Genomic DNA, 14,298 nt, shown 5'->3' on the forward strand with positions numbered 1-14,298 from the left:
ATCGATGGTTCGTATCCTTCGCAATACCAAATCAGCGGCGGTCAACCCGCTGAAGTCGTCGCAGCCGCTGGGTGCCGCCTTCGCTTTTCTTGGAGTCGATGGTGCGATGCCCCTGTTCCACGGCAGCCAAGGCTGCACCAGCTTCGCCCTCGTGCTCTTTGTGCGGCATTTCAAGGAAGCGATCCCCTTGCAGACAACGGCGATGGACGAGGTGGCAACCATACTCGGCGGAGCGGAACATCTGGAAGAGGCGATCCTCAACCTCAAAACCCGCACAAAGCCAAAGCTGATCGGGGTGTGCACGACCGCGCTCGTGGAGACCCGTGGCGAAGATTGCGCGAGCGATATCGCCAACGTGAAGCTGAAGCACGTGGAAGAGCTCGCGGGTACGGAGGTCGTGCTGGCCAACACGCCTGATTTTGACGGCGCGATCGAGGAAGGCTGGGCCAAGGCTGTCGCGGCTATGATCGAAGGGATTACACGGTCGGGCGCACGGAAGCGGCAGCCGAAGAAGATCGCGATCCTGCCCGGATGCAACCTCACTGTCGCCGACGTCGAGCATTTGCGTGACATGGTTGAAAGTTTTGGGCTCAAGCCGGTTATCCTGCCGGACATCTCCGGCTCACTCGACGGTATGGTCCCTGACCACTGGGTAACGACTACCTATGGCGGCACTAGCGTCGAGGAAATTCGCGAGCTTGGCACGGCCGCGCAATGCATCGTTATCGGCGAGCACATGCGCCGCCCGGCGAAAATGCTGCACGGTTTGACCGGCGTGCCGTTCGTGATGTTCCAGTCGCTGACCGGATTGAAGGCTGTCGACCGGTTCGTCTCGCTGCTGTCGGCGGTTTCGGGCGCGGCGGTGCCGGCCCGAGTCCGGCGTCGCCGGGCGCAATTGCAGGATGCGTTGCTCGACGGACATTTTCATTTCGGAGGCAAGAAAATTGCTATCGCTGCTGAACCAGACCAACTCTATCAATTCGCAACCTTCTTCACGGGCATGGGCTCCGAAATCGCGGCGGCGGTCACGACGACCGATGTGTCGAAAATTCTGGAAAGGGTACCGGCGGAGTCGATTCAGATCGGCGATCTCGGCGATTTGGAAGCGCTTGCGGGCGACGCTGATCTTCTGGTCACCCATTCACATGGACGCCAGGCGTCGCAACGTCTTGGCATTCCCCTTATGCGCGTCGGCTTCCCCGTCTTCGACCGGCTCGGCAGCCAGCACAAGCTCTCAATCCTCTATCAAGGGACCCGTGATCTGGTTTTCGAGGTCGCCAACATATTCCAAGCCAACCGGCATACGCCGACGTTTGAGGAACTTGATCCATTCCGCAACCGGGAAACGCAAGGTGGGCCCCGTTCGTCGCCTCTCGCTAGTCACTGACGAGGTTCAAGCTCCAATGCGTGAACGACAAGCAGGCGCTTTGCGCGTGGCAATCGCAACCCAAGACATGAAGGAGCTCAATGCGCATTTCGGGTCGGCGAGGCGCTTTGCTGTCTACGACGTGACGCGCGAGGAGTGGCATCTCGTGGAAGCCGTCGCCTTCGATGAGGTTTCCGATGAGAGCGGGAAGCATCGGACCGAGGGCGATGACCGCATCACGCCGAAGGTGGAGGCGCTGAAGGGCTGCCAGCTGCTGTTTTGTCTGGCCATCGGCGGACCTTCGGCAGCGAAGGTTGTTGCGGCAAAAATCCATCCAATCAAGGTGCCGCAGCCACAAACCATCCAAGAGGTACTGTTGCGCACGCAGACGATGCTCAGGACATGTCCTCCGCCCTGGCTACGCAAGGTGCTGGCCGAAGCTGGTGTCGCCGAAAAGAAACCGTCCTTCGATGACGAGGACTGAAACGAGGAAAGAGCGAAATGTTTGAAGTCGCGAGCCCTGCTGCCAACGAGGACGAGACGGCCCTTGCCAGCCCGTTCGTCAAATGTCTCGTGCGGCTGATCCGTGCTCAGGATTCCCACGGGTCATGGAACGGCAAAGCGGACGCTGAGTTGCTGGCCGACTTCATAGTCAGCAAGGAACAGCGCCGTACGATTCCAATCATCGGCGATCCCGATCCGGACGTGCTGTGGAGGCTCGACAAGTTCTACACTGCCGTCGCCCTTGCGATCGAGGAGCGCTCCGGCCTGATGGCATCGCCGATGATCGAAATGAGCCATGAGGGCTTCGGGCGCGTGCTTTTCACCGCCGGGCGGCTGGTCGTGCTGTCCAAGACCCTGCGCGACGTCCATCGGTTCGGATTCGAGACGTTCTGCAAACTCGCCGCGGCTGGTACGAAACTGGTCGACGATGCCCTTGCAGCGATCGAGGCCTATCCCGAGGTGGCACGCGCATGAAACCGATTTTCGAGCAAGAGGATCATGTCAGGCCTTGAGGAGCCGCGATGGCCAGCGCACGAGGCCGACGCGGTCGAGGCCAATTTGGTTCTCGGGGTAGCGATAATGAAGCCACTCGTCCTGATCTGTTCGCAAGATGCGGAGTTCTATCTGTTTCTCAGCCACATACTGGAGGTGGATGGCTTCGCCAGTGAGCCGGCAGGCGGCGCGAAGGAAGCACTTGCAATGGCCGACGAACGGGAATTCCAGGCGGTGGTGCTAGACTGCGGGCCAGCCAGCATAAGCGGGTCTGCAATCTGCGCCCGGCTCAAGCGCGAGCCCCGGACCGGCGGGCTGCCGATTATTGCCCTGGTCGCGCCCGGCGCCGAGAACCAGCACCTCGATCTCCTGAAGGCTGGCATTGACGAGAGCTTTGTGCGGCCGATCGCCCCGGCCAAGCTGCTCGACTGTCTACGGGAGAGGCTGGCGCTGACGAAGCGGGGCGCAAATGGTCTTGAAAACGGCGGCTGGCTCTCTTGTGGCGGCCTCGAGATGAAGCTCGACGCCCACCGGGTTCGCGGCAATGGCCACGACATCCACCTCGGACCCATCGAGTTCAACGTGCTGCGGCTTATGATTGAAGCTCCCGGGAAGGTCTTCAGCCGGGACGAACTTATCGGCGCGGCCTGGCCGCCCAATATCCATGTCGGTGCACGCACCGTCGATGTCCATATCAGCCGGATCAGAAAAGCCCTGAAAACGGCTTCGCCCGGCAGCGTCATTCGCACCGTCAGGTCGGCCGGCTACTCGCTCGAGAAGCCGGACGACTGAATCAAGTGCCGGGTGTGGTGCTACCCCCCTCGCGCGGTGAGCCGGTCTTGCGGCCTGAAACGCCCCTAGACGAATACTCAGGAGAAGCAGGCAAATGGCTTTTAAAAGCGTACTCTGTGTGACCGGCGCTGAAAATTCCGATCAGGACGTCAGAACTGCCGCCGGCTTGTGTGCCGAAGTTGGCGCGCACCTTTCCGTACTGATTATACCGCCTCCGGTGCTCCTCATGTCGCATCCGTCGATCGGAGATGGTGTTCCCGAGTGGCCGATAGGACGTGGACAGGCAATTGCCAGGTTGAACGACCGGTTTCGGCAAATCGATCGATTTACACAGGACGTGGCCAGACTGGAAAAACGCTCCAAAGACATCCAGAAACTGCTGGAATCTATGTCGCTCGCCTATGACGTTGACACCGACTGTTGCGATCCGGCCAGCCTCGGTGAATTGGCACGACAGCGGGCGCTCTGCGCCGACCTCACGATCATCGGACCGGGGCTCCTCAACGACGAGAATCTCGGACCTCCTGTTGTCAACGGCTGCTTGTTCGATACGGGAAGGCCGGTGCTCGTTGTGCCGAAGGGCTCTGAGGCGAGCCTATGGCCACGGCGCGTCCTGGTCGGTTGGGATTCGCGAGTCGAGGCGTCCCGTGCGGTTCGGGAAGCGCTGGGTCTCCTATGCGTTGCGGAGGAAGTTCGTGTCGCCCTGGTCGATCCGAAGGCGAACTACAATGGGAACGGTGCGGAGCCTGGAGCCGACATCGCTGCCTATCTCACTCGGCACGGTGCTCGGGTGTCGGTTGACCTCCTGCCAAGTGCCGGCAAATCGGCGGCCACTGTGCTTGCGCAGCACGCAATCGACACGTCTGCCGATATGATAGTCATGGGCGCTTATGGCAGCCGTGGGCTGCGTGAGCGGCTCTTTGGCGGCGTGACGAGATGGATCTTTGAGAAGCCGACATTGCCGCTGTTTTTGGCGCGCTGACTCGTTCCGGAGTTTCACTCATGCTGTTCGAAGCTCTACTCCCTGGGTGGACCTATTCTGATGCCTTTGGGAGAAACATCGCGACGGCGCAAAGCTCCTCGGAGCCAATCTGCACGCGGCGCGGCCGGGACTATGCCCCCACTTCTTCAGTGCTGGGGTTCTGCTCGCGGGAGATTCGGCGGAGATCAAGGGCCCGCAGGGACGCTGCTCGACGCGATCAAAGCACGGCTTCGTAGGTTGGCGCAAGTCGAGAAAGAGAGGCGTGTCAGCGCGGCAGCCCGAGTTCGGAGCCGTTGCCGCCGGCCAGCACCCGCCGTGGCGGACCATCCCCTGCCGCTGTTCCACCGGCTGGCCCAGTTGTCAGGGGCAATACCGCCGCTGCGTGCTCCACATAGCTCAATGCGGGTGAGTTCGAGCAGCTGAAGGTGGACTCGACCCGTTGGGGCGGCATTGTCGTCCGCGCCCACTTTCTGCGCGCGCACGGGAAGGCCGAACCATACCGCCCTGCGTCCACAGAATGCTGCTGGTAATTGGGCATGGATGGGTGCGGCGATGACGGTGCTGTCGAGCCGCATAACTCTGCCGGTTGGACCCCAATCAATTAGGCTCAAGGTCGTGGCTGCAGAATTGAGCACTGACGGGAGATACCATGACGGATACTTCGCTGCAGTCCTTGCTGAGGGTTAGCCCGCGCTGCACCGCGGCCATGCGCGCGATCCTTCCCCCCGGAGAAGCCTGCCTTAGTCCAGATCCATGGCTGGCGAAGAGATGACCTTAGCGAAAATGGGGGCGAGGATATGCCGGCTCGCTCGCGAAAGGTGGATCGCGTCAAGATAGAAGACGTCTTCACCTGATTTCAGCGGGCACTTTTCCTGCCCACACAACGCTGGGACTATGGGGACGAATTGTACGGTTCGTGGCAGCAGATCCGCGAGGATTTGATTGTTCTGCCAAGATCTCTCGGCCGGCATGGTGGAGCACGGCGCATCGCCATTCATGAAGTCCGCACGGATAAGGCAAGTCAGCACATCGGTGGGCGGTTCTGGGGCTGGTCCAACCACGGCGGTCTTGATGCCACGGGTCGCCAGTGCGGCCGCGGTCTCTTTAATGGCGGACGTGAAGTTCGCTTTGGAAGCCTCCTGCGAAGGCCAGCTTCCATCCTTCGAAAGGAAGCCGCCTCCACGCCCCGAGTAGGTGTTCCAGCGGCCTGCCAGGATCACGAGTGTGACGTTGCGATCGGCAAGCACCGATTGGAGCGCGGAGGAATTGAAGGCCGGGCAATCCGCTGTCAATGGACTGGCGGGAAGCATCGTCATGTTGGGGAAAGGAGCGCACCCCGCTTTTGTAATCTGTCTGAGGCGCACGCCTGTGGTCCGGGCGGCCTCGCTTAAAGAAGGGGCAAGATGGGCAGCCTGAGAATCGCCCCACAAAACGATCGTCGGAGCGATATTGCCGGAGCCGAGGAGGCATTCGCCCGTTTTGGGGATGAGCCCGCCACGCTCGAGGCAGGAAGATGCTTCGAACTTGGCCCTTTCCGCTCTAAGTGCTTGAACAGACGGGCCGCCATCAGGGCCCCGACTGGGGAAGCCGGAGCTGTTGATGATAGCAAGGGACAGACAGCACACCGCAGCCGTTGCGCCGGCGGTCGGTACCAGCCACGTCCAACCTGTAGCTCTCCGGCGGAACGGGCGCTCGACAAAGCGCCATGAGAGCGCTGAGACGAGCAGCCCGGCCATTACGACAGCGACACGTTCAGAGACGAGCAATTCGCGATTTTGATAGATGCCAGCAAAGACCAGCAACGGCCAGTGCCAGAGGTAGAGCGAGTAGGAAGTCAGGCCGATGAAGCCGGCAGGGCCGATCGACAGCGCTTTTGAGACCATTGTTTCGCGGTGGAAGCCGGCGGCGATGATGAGCGCCGCTCCAATGCAGGGAGCAAGCGCGTGGAGGCAAGGAAATGGCGTATCTTGATCGATCAGGAAAAGTGAAGCGGTGATGAGCGCCAGACCCGAGGCAGCGAGGAGTTCCGCAATCGTTTGGTTTGGCTTCATTGCCTTAGCCACAGGCAGCGCGATCAGCCCGCCCGCGAGCAGTTCCCAAGCGCGCGTCGGAAGCATGTAGAATACAAAGGGCGGGTCGCTCTGGAGCCAGTGCTGAGCGGCGTAGATGGAGATGACGAATAGCGCTGCGACGATGATTGACGCCCACGGTCTCAGCCATCGCATCATGAGTATGACTGCCAAAGGCCACAGCAAGTAAAACTGCTCCTCGACGGCTAGCGACCATGTGTGCAGGAGCGGGAGCGAGTTCGCGGCTTCAGTGAAATAGTTGGTGTTGCGGTAAAAAAAGAAGTTGCTGGAGGAAATCGCGGCGGCGATGGCGCTGTGGCCGAACCCAATGAACTCTCCCGGCGGCAACACAAACCACGCCATCGCAAAACAGGCGGCGAGCATCGCGAACAGGGCGGGGAAAATCCGTCGAACGCGGCGGTGATAGAAGTCCAGCAGCGAGAATTCGCCTCTCTCTGTCCGCTCGATGATGTCGGACGTTATCAGGAAGCCGGAGATCACAAAGAAGATGTCGACCCCAACGAACCCGCCGCTGACGGCTGAAAAGCCAGCATGGTACAGGACAACAGGAACAACGGCGACGGCCCGTAGACCGCTGATGTCCGCTCTGTACTTCATGCCGCTGATCGTCCTCAAAACGTCCTGAGCAACGCTTTTTCATGTTCGTTACTCTTCGTAAAATCGATCGTTTCGATGAAGTGATCTACGGTATGAATGCGGACCATCAAATGCGATTAGGAACCGAACCAGGCCCATGCAAAATCGCGCAACGCGGAATCACGCTCGATCAAACTGACAGATAGTGGTTTCGCTGGAGGGCAAACGCATCTTGTCCCCGGCCACCGCTGGGTGTTGGGTGCGAAGTGGTGCGGCGGATAGGCCGCGTTCAAGGGATAGAGTGAGGTCAATCGCCGATTTCTGCTGGATCGACCTCAACAGGTTCCGTCGCCACCATCCACTCCACCTTTCGGTTGCTTGGCGGCGTCGTCAATGATCCCTCATATGTCCAGTAGCCAAGTGAGGCCGGTAAAAGCCCGTTGGGGTCGACCTCGTCGACCGCTGTGTCCCCGCCTAATGCTGCAGCAAGCCTGGCAAAGCTGGCATTTGTCGCGCCTGGCGTCAGAAACACGCCCAGCACACCCACAGTATCGCTGTTGCGCGGTCCTTATGGATAAAATGCGCTTCCATCGGGAAGCTCTTGCCTGCGGCGTGGTGCTCGCTCGGCGCATGGAAATGGAACTGTACCAGTTCGTAGACACGATCCCCGCGGGTGAGGGTGCTGCCTTGCGGCAGGTTGATCTGGATGGTGTGGCCGTTGCTCACCATCCTGCCGCCACCCTTGTGCCAACCTATGGCAATGTGCGGAATATCCGCTTTGACCGCGCCCTTGATATCGATCGGCGATTGCTGCGTGCCCCCCGAGCAGACGAACTCGACAAGCGCAGCTGGACCGCCAGATCAGAACGAGCACGCTGCCGAATAGACCACCCGGAGCAGCAGCTACCCAGGCCAGCAACCTCTCAAGCCCGACCTGATCTCTTCCGGACAATCAGCTCATCTCGCCCCTGCCTCGTCGGGCAATTCCGATGGGGCGATCGCATCGCCGGCCGTCCAGTTACTCTTAAGCAGGTTGGGGGTCGGGTGCAGGCGTGTTGCGCGATTTGTATGGGGTCTGGGTTCGGTTCTTAAATCGGCTTCGACGTCCCGCATTCATACCGTAGATGCGCTCATCGAAACAATCGATTTTACGGAGAATAACGAACCTGAAAAAGTGTTGCTCGGGAGGCGACGCCCACCGGAAATCTTTCCAGTCATGCGTAAGGCGGAAGGGTGGAGCGGAGTCCTCCCAGTTCTGATGTCTCTGGTACACAAATTTAATCGCTCGCTTTCCTGGCCCATCCTGCACCATGACGCGCCTCACGACTTTGTGCTCGCGACCGGCAAGACGCATTCGGTCCGCAGCTTTGTCGAGGTTGCCTTCAGGCGTCGGGAAGGAGATCGTCTGAAAAGGGGAGGCATTGACGACGTAGCCGCGAACGCGGGAGTAACCAGGCGCGGATCCGGATAGACAAGCGCTATTGCAATCCGACCGAGCTGAATTGCCGATTGGCGACACCTCTCAGGCGGCCATCAAGCACGGTTGAAGCCAAACACCACTTGGATGAGCTCGGCTAACGTCGAGGCCGATTCGCGCTTACGGAATCCCGCTCGATTAACGTGAACACAACAATTTCGCTATAGGGCAAGCATGCGGTCTTCAGCCACGCCGGCTTGATTGGCGCGCGCAGTGGTGCGTCGGCCGTCTTGGCCGGAGGCGAAGGCCTTAACGGCGGACATCGTGGTCGAAAACATTCCCGGCAGCGTTGAAACACCCAGCGCACTTCGCGAGTGCCTATGGGATTAGACACGATTGCCCCATAGCGCCGGATGACCAAGAGGGTAGGGGGATCAATGGTCTCGAAAAAGCTAATCGCCAATGCCGAATCAGCGGCCGCGTTTCTGACACTGATGGGCGACGAGAAACGACTGTTGATCATGAACTATCTGGCCGACGGTGAAATGTCGGTCGGCGCTCTCGCCGAGAAGAGTCTGCTCAGGCAATCCGCCCTGTCACACTATCTAGCCAAACTACGGGCGCTCGATCTCGTCCAGACCCGGCGCGACCGGCAGACGATCTACTATTCCTGCAAATCCGATGCCGTGCGCGAACTCCTCAACACTCTGGACGGGATTTTCGGCGAAGCTGAGCTATCGCAGATAGTAGACTGTCCGCGTCGCTCCGGCACTTAAGGGGTGAATGCATGTCGCCCAAAAGCCTGCCCTGGGGCTTGAGCGAGGGTGTGCAGGGGTTTTGGGCGCAGGCTTGTCCGCCCGCTTGAAAGCGTCGATACGTGGATGTCGACTCAGCACTGACGCAGCCATACGGCAGACAAGGGGACGTCAAGCAGGTTCCGACGCTTACGTTCTCGGCAATGCTGAGGCAATGACGTCATCGGGTATTGCCACCGGTGACGAGGTCGATCGCGTCACAACCGAGCGCAGGCTTCTGCTGCGCGGGCTGATACTACAATCTCTTGCCCACGCATCTTCCAGGCGTTGGGTCGAAGGCCCATGGGCGCTCAGTTCCGACCCAAGAGCGCGGCATACCTGAGGGATCATAGTTGACAGCTCTCCGCGATGAGCCCAGCCGGAGCGGCGAGCTGCCTCCGCATACGCGAGACGGCCACGCGGCCGCCTCAGAATGCTGGCACCCTCTGAGCCAGAGAGCCGGCTAAATGACTCGACGAACTTGAGCATCGCCGGCACCACAGTGGCGAAACTGTCGAGCGTCAGCCGTTGCGAAAGGTGTAGCCATAACCGTTGAGCGCCGGCGCGCCGCCGAGATGCGCGTAGAGGATCCTCGAGCCCTCTGGAAAGAAGCCTTTTTGGACGAGGTCTATCATCCCTTGCATTGATTTGCCCTCGTAGACGGGATCCGTAATCATGCCCTCGAGCCGCGCGCACAGACGGATCGCCTCCTTGGTTTCCTCGGATGGAATGCCATAGCGCGGGTACGCGTAGTCCTCGAGCAACACCACGTCATCCTCGGCAAGTTCCGATCCGAGCTCGACGAGGGTCGCTGTACGTCGGGCAATGCTTAGCACCTGCGCCTTGGTCTTGGCCGGGGTAGCAGAGGCATCGATACCGATCACGTTGCGCTGTCGGCCGTCCTCGGCGAATCCGACGAGCATGCCGGCATGCGTTGAACCGGTCACAGTGCAAACGACAATGTAGTCGAAGGTAAACCCAAGCTGTTTCTCCTGGGCGCGCACCTCCTCGGCAAACCCCACATATCCAAGGCCACCGTATTTGTGGACCGAGGCCCCGGCAGGTATCGCATAGGGTCTGCCGCCCCTTGCCTTGACATCATAGAGCGCTTTTTCCCAACTGTGGCGGATGCCGATGTCAAAGCCATCGTCGACCAGACGCACCTCCGCGCCCATGATGCGGCTCAAGAGAATGTTGCCGACCCGGTCGTAGACGGCATCCTCATGTAGAACCCAGCTCTCCTGAACCAGGAGACATTTCATGCCGATCTTGGCTGCAACGGCGGCGACCATCCGCGTATGGTTGGACTGTACCCCGCCGACGGTGACGAGCGTATCGGCATCCGACGCGATCGCGTCGGGAACGATGTATTCGAGCTTGCGCAGCTTGTTGCCGCCCAACGCCAGACCAGAGTTGCAGTCTTCGCGTTTGGCGAAGATTTCCACCTTGCCGCCCAGATGCCTGCCGAGGCGGTCAAGCTTCTCAATGGCGGTTGGACCAAAGGTGAGCGGGTAGCGTTCGAACTTTTTCAGCATGCTTTCTCCGGGAAAAGGTGATTCAGCCTGAACCAGCTCTGGCCTCGGTCACGGGCGTCTTTCAATCCAAGCTGCGTTCGAAGACGTTGCAGAAGAGCATCGTCGTCGCTGCCAGAGTCTCATTCAATCGACATGCAACCGGCGTGCCGGCCGTCTGCGACGGCTCCTATGTACCTGCCCTCGGTTGCACCGCCCCGCCATTGGACCGTCCAGGGATGCGCCTGGGCTCAGTTCAAGCGCATCTTGGACGGTGAGCTCGATATCCCTGCTTGGTCAAAGTGGCGCGGCTGCGAGTTCTGATGAATCTGAGTTCTGATCCTGTCACTGCGCATCAACGGAGCAGCGATGTACCGCCCCACATGGATGCGCTGACGCACATCTAAGCATTCATTCCTGTCATCTTGCGATCTGCTAATTAGTTCAAAGAAGCCTTACCGTTGTAAAACCAGCTCGGCGGGCAGCCGGACAATACGCTGACGTAGTCGACGGAGTTCGCGCCAAAACCGTCCTTATAGTACCCGACCGTATGAAAGATGAAGGTATCACGTTCAATATCGACCAGAGTGATGATGTGGGGCTTCCACCCCAACCTTGGGTCGAAGCCGCACATCGGATCGGCTAATCGTGATTCAACGCCCGGGGTCAGATAATCCTTGCTGTGCCCAGCGTAGAGGGCATCTTCGCCGGATCCGCAGAGCTTGTTATTGTCCTCCCGAAAGATACCCGGTATGTCGCGGCCATCGTCACCGGAGAGTTCGTCCCCTGCCTCGCCGCTGGATCGGTGATCGCCCTCACGGGCCAAAGATTGGTTGTCGCTTGGACAAGTGGCGATCCGGTCGATGCCATTAGGACCCAAGCTCACGTCGTGGCGCTCGTTCTCAAGTATTTGGATATCTGCTTGACCCCTAAGAAACTGTTTTAGCAGCAGGATGAGCTTTTTCATCGCAACCTCTCCCCATCCCACCCCGCGACGAAGCGCCTCCTATATCGCTCGTCGAGTCATTGCGGTAATCGATTGCTGTTATGCAGGTATTTACAGGATGGATATTTTCACGTGCACTTCGCCTTTCTGCCTAGCAGTGGCGGACGGGACTACGGCGGCCCCCCACTGATAGCGAAATCGTCTGAACATTAGACACGCAAAACCGCTGGACGAGGATGTTGCCGATGACCGTTCTTGTGACCGAAGAACGATCAAGCAGCTGCGCTGCGGTGCGCAGGACTGCCAGCTTGTGGGGAAGGGAGTTCCCTGTTTGCGAGAGATACACTCTGGCGGACCGCGAGAAGCGGCGACCAAGTCGTTTCCATCATGTGGTGTAGCTCGGCGGTTACGAAGCTCGCGCGCCGTTAGCAGCGACTGATGCGAGCGCAATGCGCTGTAAGAATGCTGTGCAAATCAGACGATAGGGAGAGATCCGCGATCGCATGACCGACGGGCACTATCGGATTTCCGCGCGACGCCCCGTCTGAAAAGCGCCCGACCTGGTAGAGCTCGCGCTGTGCCGAAGGACGATGAATTGCAAATCCGCGAGTGCCGCAAGGTTTCCCTCCCATGTCGGACACCCGACAGGATCATATGCCTGCCCCCCTTGTGTTGATCATAGTTTCCTTCTGGCCATGTTCGATGGAGAGGACCTTCCGAACACATCAGCTGATGTCTCCCATGATCAGGCTCAGCGAACAAGCCTTGCCCTACCTAAGAGTATTTTCCGGGTGCGGAGCTACCCTATCAGCCTGCCGGCAAGAGGAGGGCGGCGTGCAAATCGCCCGTGCAAGGTTTCCCCCTCCAACGTCGGATACCCGACAGGATCACAAACCTGCTCCTAGTTGTTTTGATTATATTTCCTTCTGGCACGTTGGATGCAGGAGATAAGCCAAACGGATGTACTCCTATGGTCAGGCTCACCGAAAAATGCTGTCGCCGGCTTCGAGACCGCGCCCCCGCTGAACCCCAAGCCCGTCAAAGGTCGGCGCATCGTGTTGGAGGCCGGCGGCTGCGCCCGATTAAAATACGGAACAAGATTGGAAAGCATCTCGCTGACCGGGCTGCGACCATCGAAGCGGGCGGAGATACGTCGATCCTGCCCACGCGCCACAGGTCGCCGGCATGAGTGTCGATCTCATCACTATGCTGGGATCCATGGGTTTCACAGCCGACCACACGAAGTGGGGACAAACCCTGGCAAGTCCAGCGGAGCCGAGGTCGAGAATGCCCGTAAGCGCAGTGGCCGATATTCGCCGCGAACGTCGCCTGATTGGGAAGCACCTGTAGGAGCAAGACAAGTGGAGCTCTCTTGCATTGGAGTTGGTGCTGGGCCGTCCAATTTGAGCCTTGCGTGTCAGATACACGAGCGGGTTGGGCAAGGGGCGCTGTTTTTGGATCGGCAAGTCGACTTCCGCTGGCACCCGGGCAGCGCATTTGATTCCTCGGAGCTCCAGGTCAGCCACTTCAAGGATCTCATGACGCTGGTGAATCCGCGATCAGCCTACACTTTCATAAACTACCTGCACGAGAACGGGCGTCTGTACCACTTCCTGAATGCACAGTTCGAGGCTGTGCTCAGAGCTGAGTTCGGCCAATACCTGAACTGGGCCTTCCGCAGGAACCCGCTTGTCCGCGGCGGCGAGACGGTGCGCGAAATCCGGTTTGACGGCGAGTTTCGGGTTCGAACCGATAACGCAGTTCTCGGCGCCAGAAACGTCGTGGTCGGCATTGGCAAACAGGCGCATATTCCGCCTCAGTTTCAGGGCTGGACTGGACGCAACCTGTTCCACTCATCTGAATTCCTGCACATCCACCCTGAGGCGCACAAAAAGCATGTCTGTGTGGTCGGCGGAGGACAATCCGGAGCCGAGGTGCTGTTGCACCTTGTTGGCCGGACGAAAGAACGGCGGCCTGGATCGATCACTTGGGTTTCGCAGCGCGAAAACTTCCTGCCCATCGACAACAGCCCGTTCACAAACGAGTTGTTCATGCCGTGCTTTTCGGATCGTTTCGCGGCAATGAGCGAGTTGCAGCGCAAGCTGTTCGTGCGGCGCTTCGTGCTTGCTTCGGACGGCATTTCAGAAAGCACGTTGCGCGCGATCTATCAGGCGCTATACCGCCACGCGTTTCTAGAGCCAAACCGATGCGAAATCACACTGCGGCCGGCTTGCACTGTCTCTCGCTGCATCAACGCCGGCGCGGGCCACAGACTCACCCTGCAGCACGGCATGGAGGAGGTCGAAGAAGTCACGGCCGACATCGTCATCCTGGCCACCGGTTACGAGAACGCGGTGCCAGGCTTCTTGGAACCGATCGCCGACCGGCTGGAAAAGATCGGCAACGAATTGGCTATTCGCGAAGATTTTTCGGTGTGCTGGGGCGGACCGCGTGACCGACGCATCTTCGTACAGAACGCGAGCCTGGGACAGCGTGGGCTGGCTGATCCGAATCTAAGCCTGCTGGCCTGGCGAGCGCGTCGCATCCTCGACAGCCTTCTGAGGCGCGCGCCGCGCACCAACTCTGAGCCTCCTGGCTTCATCAGCCCTACCTCTGTCGAGAGCTGGTCCCACACCGCCGCAGAAGAAATGGGCAGCGGGATATGACCGGCCGACTACTGATCATTGGCGGTGGCATCCAAGGAATGATCCCGCCTTCACTGCAGCAGAGGCTGGAGAGCGAGACGCACTTAGCGTCGTCCCGTATGCCGTGGAGTACTGTTTCCGTCGACCCACAACCTGACCAGCGTCGACTGCCACCGGAATGTT

The 14,298-nt window shown here is 59.6% G+C and carries 10 protein-coding genes and 1 pseudogene; 7 read left to right on the plus strand and 4 right to left on the minus strand.

Going from position 1 to position 14,298, the window contains the following annotated elements:
- Nucleotides 1–4 precede the first annotated feature (4 nt).
- The 5 genes from nifN (at nucleotide 5) to AC0L2P_RS20300 (ending at nucleotide 4,136) form a co-directional block, all read left to right on the plus strand.
- Nucleotides 5–1,387: a nitrogenase iron-molybdenum cofactor biosynthesis protein NifN gene (gene nifN / locus AC0L2P_RS20280; RefSeq protein ID WP_473503353.1), complete on the plus strand. Its 1,383-nt coding sequence runs from the start codon at nucleotides 5–7 to the stop codon at nucleotides 1,385–1,387.
- Entirely contained in the window at nucleotides 1,353–1,850 is a 498-nt protein-coding gene (gene nifX / locus AC0L2P_RS20285; RefSeq protein WP_473503420.1) for a nitrogen fixation protein NifX, read from the plus strand. Before nifN ends, nifX begins: the two co-directional genes overlap by 35 nt.
- 17 nt (nucleotides 1,851–1,867) lie before the next feature.
- Complete coding sequence (locus AC0L2P_RS20290; protein WP_473503355.1) at nucleotides 1,868–2,344, plus strand: NifX-associated nitrogen fixation protein; 477 nt, start codon at nucleotides 1,868–1,870, stop codon at nucleotides 2,342–2,344.
- Between the two features lie 105 nt (nucleotides 2,345–2,449).
- Nucleotides 2,450–3,154 (plus strand): response regulator transcription factor, encoded by a 705-nt coding sequence (locus AC0L2P_RS20295; protein ID WP_473503357.1) that lies wholly within the window; start codon nucleotides 2,450–2,452, stop codon nucleotides 3,152–3,154.
- A 94-nt stretch (nucleotides 3,155–3,248) separates the two neighbouring features.
- A complete protein-coding gene (locus AC0L2P_RS20300; RefSeq protein WP_473503359.1) occupies nucleotides 3,249–4,136 on the plus strand; it encodes a universal stress protein in 888 nt (295 codons plus the stop codon).
- A gap of 740 nt (nucleotides 4,137–4,876) precedes the next feature.
- Here the strand turns inward: AC0L2P_RS20300 and AC0L2P_RS20305 are convergent.
- A complete protein-coding gene (locus tag AC0L2P_RS20305; RefSeq protein WP_473503361.1) occupies nucleotides 4,877–6,823 on the minus strand; it encodes an acyltransferase family protein in 1,947 nt (648 codons plus the stop codon).
- 263 nt (nucleotides 6,824–7,086) lie between these two features.
- Nucleotides 7,087–7,633, minus strand: a pseudogene (locus AC0L2P_RS20310) (carbonic anhydrase); the annotation flags it as partial.
- A gap of 1,023 nt (nucleotides 7,634–8,656) precedes the next feature.
- Here AC0L2P_RS20310 and AC0L2P_RS20315 point away from each other — a divergent pair.
- Nucleotides 8,657–8,995 (plus strand): ArsR/SmtB family transcription factor, encoded by a 339-nt coding sequence (locus AC0L2P_RS20315; protein WP_473503363.1) that lies wholly within the window; start codon nucleotides 8,657–8,659, stop codon nucleotides 8,993–8,995.
- Nucleotides 8,996–9,534: 539 nt separating this feature from the next.
- Here AC0L2P_RS20315 and AC0L2P_RS20320 read toward each other — a convergent pair.
- Together AC0L2P_RS20320 and AC0L2P_RS20325 are read right to left on the minus strand one after the other, a co-directional pair.
- Nucleotides 9,535–10,548 (minus strand): 1-aminocyclopropane-1-carboxylate deaminase, encoded by a 1,014-nt coding sequence (locus AC0L2P_RS20320; RefSeq protein ID WP_473503365.1) that lies wholly within the window; start codon nucleotides 10,546–10,548, stop codon nucleotides 9,535–9,537.
- A gap of 415 nt (nucleotides 10,549–10,963) precedes the next feature.
- Nucleotides 10,964–11,491, minus strand: coding sequence for a hypothetical protein (locus AC0L2P_RS20325; protein WP_473503367.1), 528 nt, complete (start codon nucleotides 11,489–11,491; stop codon nucleotides 10,964–10,966).
- Between the two features lie 1,340 nt (nucleotides 11,492–12,831).
- Here AC0L2P_RS20325 and AC0L2P_RS20330 point away from each other — a divergent pair.
- The gene (locus tag AC0L2P_RS20330) at nucleotides 12,832–14,136 is read left to right on the plus strand and encodes a lysine N(6)-hydroxylase/L-ornithine N(5)-oxygenase family protein (protein ID WP_473503369.1); all 1,305 of its coding nucleotides are present in this window, start codon (nucleotides 12,832–12,834) and stop codon (nucleotides 14,134–14,136) included.
- The last annotated feature ends 162 nt before the right edge of the window (nucleotides 14,137–14,298 follow it).

Source organism: Mesorhizobium sp. WSM4836 (genome assembly GCF_055811815.1).